This window comes from Micromonospora sp. NPDC049799, assembly GCF_040656655.1.
Lineage (GTDB): Bacteria > Actinomycetota > Actinomycetes > Mycobacteriales > Micromonosporaceae > Micromonospora.
Genome location: NZ_JBFAMU010000278.1, coordinates 1 through 6,483, shown reverse-complemented (window position 1 = coordinate 6,483; position 6,483 = coordinate 1). Strand labels below are relative to the sequence as shown.

Below are 6,483 nucleotides of genomic sequence, written 5' to 3'. Positions count from 1 at the left end.
TCGTACGGACCACCGGCTACCTGGCCGGCCCGAACGACGTCTACGTGTCCATGTCGCAGATCAAGAAGTACGGCCTGCGCCGCGGTGACGCGATCCGTCGGACCGCCACGGCGGCCGCGCTCACTTGATCAGTGCCGACATCTGCTCGCGGGCCTCGGTGAGCGCCTCTTTGGGCGAGGACCGGCCGATGAGGGCCGCCTGCACCTTCTCGGCCAGCACCTTCTCCATCTGCGAGAACTGCGGGTGGATCCAGAACGGGCCGGCGCTGGAGTTCGCCGCGATCTCCCGGCTGAAGGCGGCCGCGAAGGCGTTCTGCTGCACGTCGGAGGCGGCCAGGCCGGCCCTGGTGGTCGGCGGCAGGCCGGCCTTGGCGAACCACTCCGTGCTGTACGCCGGGTCGGTGGTGAGGGTCTTCGCGAACTGTGCCGCAGCGGCGCCGCCCTCGGCGTTCACAACCGCGATGACATGCCCCCAGGCCAGGTGACGGGGCTTGTCGCCGGCGGCGCGGACCGGACGGGCGAGCGGGCGGAGCTTGTCGCCGAGAGCGCTGTCGGTGGAGGACTTGGTCACGGCCGCCCGGCCGCTGATCGCGTCCTCGTAGAAGGCCGCCTTGCCCTGCGACATCAGGGCGCGGGCGTCGACCCGGTTGACGTCGGCGGCGATCAGCTTCTCGTCGTAGAGCTTCTTGTACCAGGTCAGGGCGGCGACGCTGCCCTCGTCGTCGACGACGATCCGCCCGCTGTCGACCACCGGCGAGCCGAAGGTCCACATCCAGGCGATGATGTCCTTGAGCTGGTCGACCTTGGTCATGGCGGCGTACGGCACGATCCCGCCGCCGAGTCCCTTCACCGCGCGCAGCGCCGCCTCGAACTCCTCGACGGTCCTGGGCGGGGCACTCACCCCGGCCCGGGTGAGGATCTCCTGGTTGCCGATCAGCCCGATGCCGGCCTGGGTCCACGGCAGGCCGACCTGCTTTCCGTCGACCCGACCGAGCGCTAGCGCGGCGTCGGTGTAGTCCTGGCCGGCGGCGACGCTGCCCAGGTCGGCCAGCTTGCCGGTGGCCGCGAGGGTGGCCAGCCAGGCCACGTCCAGTTGCATGGCGCCCTTGAGCTGACCGCCCTGCACCTGGAGCAGCAACTGGTTGAGGTAGTCGTTGTACGGGTACGACGGCGTCTGGATGGTGGTGCCGCCGTTCGCGCCGGTGTACCGGCTGATCAGGGCCGCGAGGGGTTCCTTGGTGACCGCCTCGTTCGCGGCCCAGGTGGTGAACGGGAACTGCTTGACGCCGTCGTCGCTGAGCCCGCCGGACGATTCCGTCGATCCGGACGGGGCGCATGCGGCGAGCGTCGGGCCGGCGACGGCGAGACCCACGCCGGCACCGAGAAGCTTGAGCAGGTTTCGGCGGGAGAGCTGGTCGGACATCTGCGTCTCCAGTTGTGGACGGGGTGGTGGGGGAAGGTCAGCCCTTGACGGCGCCGGCGGTGAGTCCGGCGACGAGATAGCGCTGCAGGACGGCGAAGCCGATCACGACCGGCAGCGAGACGACCAACGACGCGGCCATCAGCGCCGGCCACGCCGTCTCGACCTCGCCGAGGAACGTGTTCACCAGACCGGGCGGGAGCGTCTGCTTCTCCGGCCCGGCGAGGGTGAGGGCGAAGATGAAGTCGTTCCAGCCGCGGATGAAGGCGAAGAGGCCGGTGGCGACGAGTCCGGGCAGGGACACCGGCAGCAGGATCCGGTGGATGATGGCGCCCTGGCCGGCGCCGTCCACCTTGGCCGCCTCGATCAGCTCGTCGGGAATGGTGTCGAAGAATCCCTTGAGCATCCAGATGCACAGCGGCAGGGTGAACGTGGTGAAGGAGAGGATCAGCGCGAGGTACGAGTTGAGCAGCCCGACCTGGCTGAAGACCAGGTAGAGCGTGATCAGCAGGAGCGCCTGCGGGAACATCTGCGAGGCGAGGACGAGGTACATCAGCGAGCGCCGGCCGCGGTAGCGGAACTTGGCGAACGAGTAGGCGGTGTAGGCGGAGACGACGACCGTGAGCAGGGCGGTCAGCGTCGACACGATCAGGCTGTTGGCCAGGTAACGCAGCAGCACGGGGTTGTCCCACAGTGTGCTGAAGTTCTCGACGGTCAGCCGTTCCGGGAAGAGCCGGGGCGGGAACCGGAAGACGTCGGCGGTCGGGGTGAAGGCGGTGACCGCCACCCAGTAGACCGGCCCGAAGGCGAAGACACCGAGAACGGCGACGGTGACGATGGCGCCCCAGGACGGCGGGCGGCCTCGGCGTCGTCGGGGTGCGGGGGCGGCCTCGGGCGCCGTCGAGGTGGCGTCCGGCGGTGCGGCTGTCATCGTCATGCCTGCTCACCCCGTTCGCTGATCCGGACGTAGACCACGACCAGGGCCATGATCAGCACGAGCCAGAGTGCGCCGAGCGCGCTGGCCTTGCCGAGGTCGAACCCCTTGAACGCGGTGTCGTAGACCGCGACCGCGAAGGTCGTGGTGGAGCCGGCGGGGCCACCGCCGGTGAGCACGTAGATCATGTCGAAGTGCTGGAGGTTCCAGATCACTTCCAGGAGTACGACGATGCCGAGGATCCCCCGCAGGTGCGGGAGCGTCACGTGCCGGAACCGGGCGACCGGTCCGGCGCCGTCGAGGCTCGCCGCCTCGGTCAGCGTGGCCGGGATGGTCTGCAGGCCGGCGAGGAGCATCACCATGATCCAGGGGAAGCTGGCCCACGTCTTGGCGATGATGATCGCCGCCATGGCGGTGCCCGGGTCGCCGAGCCAGGTGATCGGGTCGTCCACCACACCCAGCCCGACCAGGATGCCGTTGAGCAGGCCGTAGTTGGCGTTGAAGATCCAGAGCCAGACGAAGGAGACGACCACACCGGGAATCACCCAGGGAAACAGGAAGAGCCCGCGCAGCACGGACCGTCCCCGGATACGGCTGTTCAACGCCAACGCGAGGGCGAAGCCGACCACCACCGGCGCGACGGTCGAGCCGATCGTGTAGACGATCGTGTTCCGCATGATCGACCAGAACTCGCCGTCGAGGACCGCGCGGAAGTTGTCCAGCCCGACGAACGTGCGACCCGGAACGACCAGGCTCTGCGCGAAGACGCTGGTGGTGAGCGCGCCGATCAGTGGGTACAGCACCACCGCACCGAACAGCGCGAGCGCCGGGAGGGTGAGCAGCAGTCCGAACGCGCCGTCGGAGAGACCACGGCGTGCGGGGGCGGTCGGCGTGGTCATGCCGGCATCCCGAGGGGGTCGGCGGCGAGGTGGGCCGGCCCGACGTAGCCCAGCCCGATGCTGATCGAATCCGCCGCCTCGATCACGGCGCGGGCCAGGGCTGCCTCGCGGGTGCCGAGGTCGATCGCCGAGAGCGGCCCGGAGACCGACAGGGCCGCCACCACCGCGCCCGAGGAGTCCCGGATCGGCGCCGCGACGCAGGCCCGTCCCAGCGCCAACTCCTCGACCTCGGTGGCGTAGCCCCGGGCCAGCGACCGGGTGATCTCCTCATCGAGCCGGTCGTGGCTGGTCACCGTGCGCGGGGTGTACCCGGTGAGGACGGCTTCCGGTAGCAGGTCCCGGCGCTCGGCGGGGGTCAGGCCGCACAGCAGCGACTTGCCCAGCCCGGTGGCGTGCAACGGGTTGCGCTGTCCGGACAGGACGAACGCCCGGGGCGACTGGCGCCCCTCGAAGTTGAGCAGGTAGAAGAGGCGGTCGTCCCGGCGGACCGCGACGTTCGCGCCGAGGCCGAGTTCACCGGCGAGGTTCTGCGCGATCTGCCGGGCCTCCCGGTGCACGGGGTGGGCGTTGAGCACCGCGCCGCCCAGCGTGACGAGGTCGAGGCCCAGGCGGTAGAGGCCGCTGACCGGGTCCCGGTCCACGAACCCGGCGACCTCCAGTGTCGCGAGCAGCCGCGATGCCGTGGACACGCCCAGGCCGGCCGCCTTGGCCACGTCGGAGACCCGCAGCTCGGACCGCCCGGCGGTGAAGGCGCGCAGGACCGAGAAGGCCCGCTCGACACTCTGATTGCTTCCCGTTTCCGCTGCCATCTGGTGGCCCCTCTGGAAATTGCTTGCGTGATACGGCAAGGTATCCCGCATGCTGCAAGCGGTCAACCGTCTGTCGGGAGTGGCTTGTGAAGATTGAGCGGGTGCAGACCTGGGTGCTCAAGCTGCGGCCACCCGAGGCCTACCTCGGGCAGCGGCCCGACCCCGGCGGGGACGACGGGTACTACCTGCGCCCGCCCTGGCGCAGCCTCTACTCGGACCGGTTCGAGACGATGCTGGTCCGGATCACCGCCGACGACGGCCGGTACGGCTGGGGCGAGGCCCTGGCGCCGGTCGGCCCGGAGATCCCCCGCGCGGTGGTGGACCGCCTGTTGGCGCCGGTGCTGGTCGGCACCGACCCCCGTCGGGTACGTCCGCTGTGGAGCCGGCTGACCGGGCTGATGCGCGAACGCGGTCACCTGGTCGGCCACCAGGCCGACGCGCTCGCCGCCGTCGACACCGCACTGTGGGACCTGGCCGGCAAGGCCCATGGCGCCCCGGTGCACGCCCTGCTCGGCGGCGCCTTCCGGGACCGCGTGCCCACCTACGTGTCGGGCCTGCCCCGCTCGACCGACTCCGACCGCGCCGCGCTCGCCGCGCGGTGGGTCGGTCAGGGCGTACGAGCCGTCAAGCTCCACCTCGGCCGGGGGGTCGACGTGGACCTCGCCACTTACGACGCGGTCGCCGCCGTCCACCCGGAGCTGACGGTGGCCGTCGACGCCCACTGGGCGTACGACCTGGCCGACGCCCTGCGCCTGGGCCGGGCCCTGGACGAGCGGCGGGCCTGGTTCCTGGAGGCGCCGCTGGTCCCCGAGGACGTCGAGGGACACCGAGAGCTGGCCGGGGCCCTCACCACGCCCGTCGCGGTCGGTGAGGCACTGCGCAACCGGTACGAGTTCCGCAGCTGGCTGGCGGCCCGCGCCGTCGACCTGTGCCAACCCGACGTGGCCCGCACGGGCATCACCGAGGCCATGGCGATCGCCGAGCTGGCCGCCGCGCACCACGTACCGGTCGCGCCGCACCACTCGGTCGGCCTCGGCGTGGCGGTGGCCGCCGGGCTGCACGTCGCCGCGGCGGTCGAGGCGATGCCCGCCTTCGAGTACCAGCCCGCGACGATGGCCGTGGCCGACACCATCCTGACCGCTCCCCTCGCCGGCGGCCCCGTCTCCTTCGCACTTCCCGACGCGCCCGGCCTGGGCGTCGACGTCGACCTGGCAACCCTGATGGAGGACTCATGACCCGCTCCGCCGACGTACACGGTCTCATCCCGGTGCTCGCCACCCCGTTCCGCGGCGACGGGGAGCTGGACCTGGACTCGTTGGCCCGGCTCGTCGACTTCCAACTGTCCGCGGGCGTCGACGGGGTCGCCGTGTTCGGCTTCGCCAGTGAGGGTTTCGCCCTGACCGCGCGGGAACGCGCCGCGATCCTCCGGGTGGTGACCGCGCGGGTCGGGCCGCACGTGCCGGTGGTGGCCGGGGTCGGCGCGACCGGCACCAGGGAGGCGGTCGAGCAGGCCGCCGCGGCGGCCGAGGCCGGCGCCAGCGTGGCCATGCTCATCCCGCCGCACATGGTCAAGCCGAGCCCGACCCAGATCGTCGACTTCTACGGAACGGTGGCCGGCGAGGGCGGCCTCCCGGTCATGGTGCAGGACGCCCCGGCCTCGACCGGGGTCACCATGCCGGTGCCCCTCATCGCCGAACTGTCCAAGCTGACCGGAGTCACCTCGGTCAAGGTCGAGACCCAGCCCACCGCTCCGAAGCTGGGCGCGGTGGTCGCCGCCGTGGCCCCGGACTGCCTGGTTCTCGGCGGTCAGAACGCCCTGTTCCTCCTCGAGGAGTACGCCCGCGGCGCCGCCGGGACGATGCCCGCCTGCGAGTTCCCCGACCTGCTGCGGACCGTGCTCGACGCGCCCGATCCAGTTGCCGCCCGGGCCGCCTTCAACCGGGCGCTCCCCCTGATCCGCTTCGGGCTCCAGCCCGGCATCGCCTGGTCGATCCACAAGCATGTGCTGGTCCGCCGGGGCGTGATCGACACCGCCACGGTACGGCCGCCCGCTGTGGACGCCGACCCGGCGACCCTCGCCACGCTCGATGCGATCCTCGCCGACCTGGACCTGGCATGACCGGGCAGGCCCGGCCGGGTGCCGGCCGGGTGACCCGATGAGTGGCCGCGGCGTGCTGGTCGTCGGCGCCAGCTCCCCCATCGGCGCGTCGATCGGCCGGGCCTTCCAGGCCGGCGGCGACATCACCGTCGGCGTCGCCCTCGAACCGGTCGAGGGGGGCGGGTACCACCACACGGCGGTCGTCGACTGCGCGACGGCAGCCGGCGCCGACACCGCCGTACGGGCCGCGATCACCGCCGCCGGACGGCTCGACGTGGTGGTGCTCGCCGCCGCCGCGATGCCGGTCGGTTCCGTCACCGCGAC

6 protein-coding genes and 2 pseudogenes are annotated in these 6,483 nt (G+C 71.8%); 4 read left to right on the top strand and 4 right to left on the bottom strand.

Annotated elements, in window-relative coordinates; translation table 11 throughout:
• Positions 1 to 95 (top strand): annotated as a pseudogene (locus AB0I76_RS19715) (hypothetical protein); the annotation flags it as partial.
• A 25-nt stretch (positions 96 to 120) separates the two neighbouring features.
• Here the strand turns inward: AB0I76_RS19715 and AB0I76_RS19710 are convergent.
• From AB0I76_RS19710 to AB0I76_RS19695, 4 genes are read right to left on the bottom strand one after another with little or no spacing between them, the layout of a single operon-like run.
• Complete coding sequence (locus AB0I76_RS19710) at positions 121 to 1,422, bottom strand: extracellular solute-binding protein (RefSeq protein WP_357037264.1); 1,302 nt, start codon at positions 1,420 to 1,422, stop codon at positions 121 to 123.
• A 37-nt stretch (positions 1,423 to 1,459) separates the two neighbouring features.
• Positions 1,460 to 2,356 carry a carbohydrate ABC transporter permease gene (locus AB0I76_RS19705; RefSeq protein ID WP_357037261.1) on the bottom strand — a complete coding sequence of 299 codons (897 nt, stop codon included), beginning with the start codon at positions 2,354 to 2,356 and terminating at the stop codon, positions 1,460 to 1,462.
• Positions 2,353 to 3,252, bottom strand: a complete 900-nt coding sequence (locus AB0I76_RS19700) for a sugar ABC transporter permease (protein WP_357037259.1) — start codon at positions 3,250 to 3,252, stop codon at positions 2,353 to 2,355. The genes AB0I76_RS19705 and AB0I76_RS19700 overlap by 4 nt, the downstream gene beginning before the upstream one ends.
• Entirely contained in the window at positions 3,249 to 4,061 is an 813-nt protein-coding gene (locus AB0I76_RS19695; RefSeq protein ID WP_357037256.1) for an IclR family transcriptional regulator, read from the bottom strand. Before AB0I76_RS19695 ends, AB0I76_RS19700 begins: the two co-directional genes overlap by 4 nt.
• Before the next feature lie 86 nt (positions 4,062 to 4,147).
• On the opposite strand from AB0I76_RS19695, the gene AB0I76_RS19690 reads away from it, so the two are divergent.
• The 3 genes and pseudogenes from AB0I76_RS19690 to AB0I76_RS19680 all read left to right on the top strand — a co-directional run.
• Positions 4,148 to 5,296, top strand: coding sequence for a mandelate racemase/muconate lactonizing enzyme family protein (locus AB0I76_RS19690; protein WP_357037253.1), 1,149 nt, complete (start codon positions 4,148 to 4,150; stop codon positions 5,294 to 5,296).
• Positions 5,293 to 6,180, top strand: a complete 888-nt coding sequence (locus AB0I76_RS19685) for a dihydrodipicolinate synthase family protein (protein WP_357037250.1) — start codon at positions 5,293 to 5,295, stop codon at positions 6,178 to 6,180. The genes AB0I76_RS19690 and AB0I76_RS19685 overlap by 4 nt, the downstream gene beginning before the upstream one ends.
• 37 nt (positions 6,181 to 6,217) lie before the next feature.
• Positions 6,218 to 6,483 (top strand): annotated as a pseudogene (locus AB0I76_RS19680) (hypothetical protein); the annotation flags it as partial.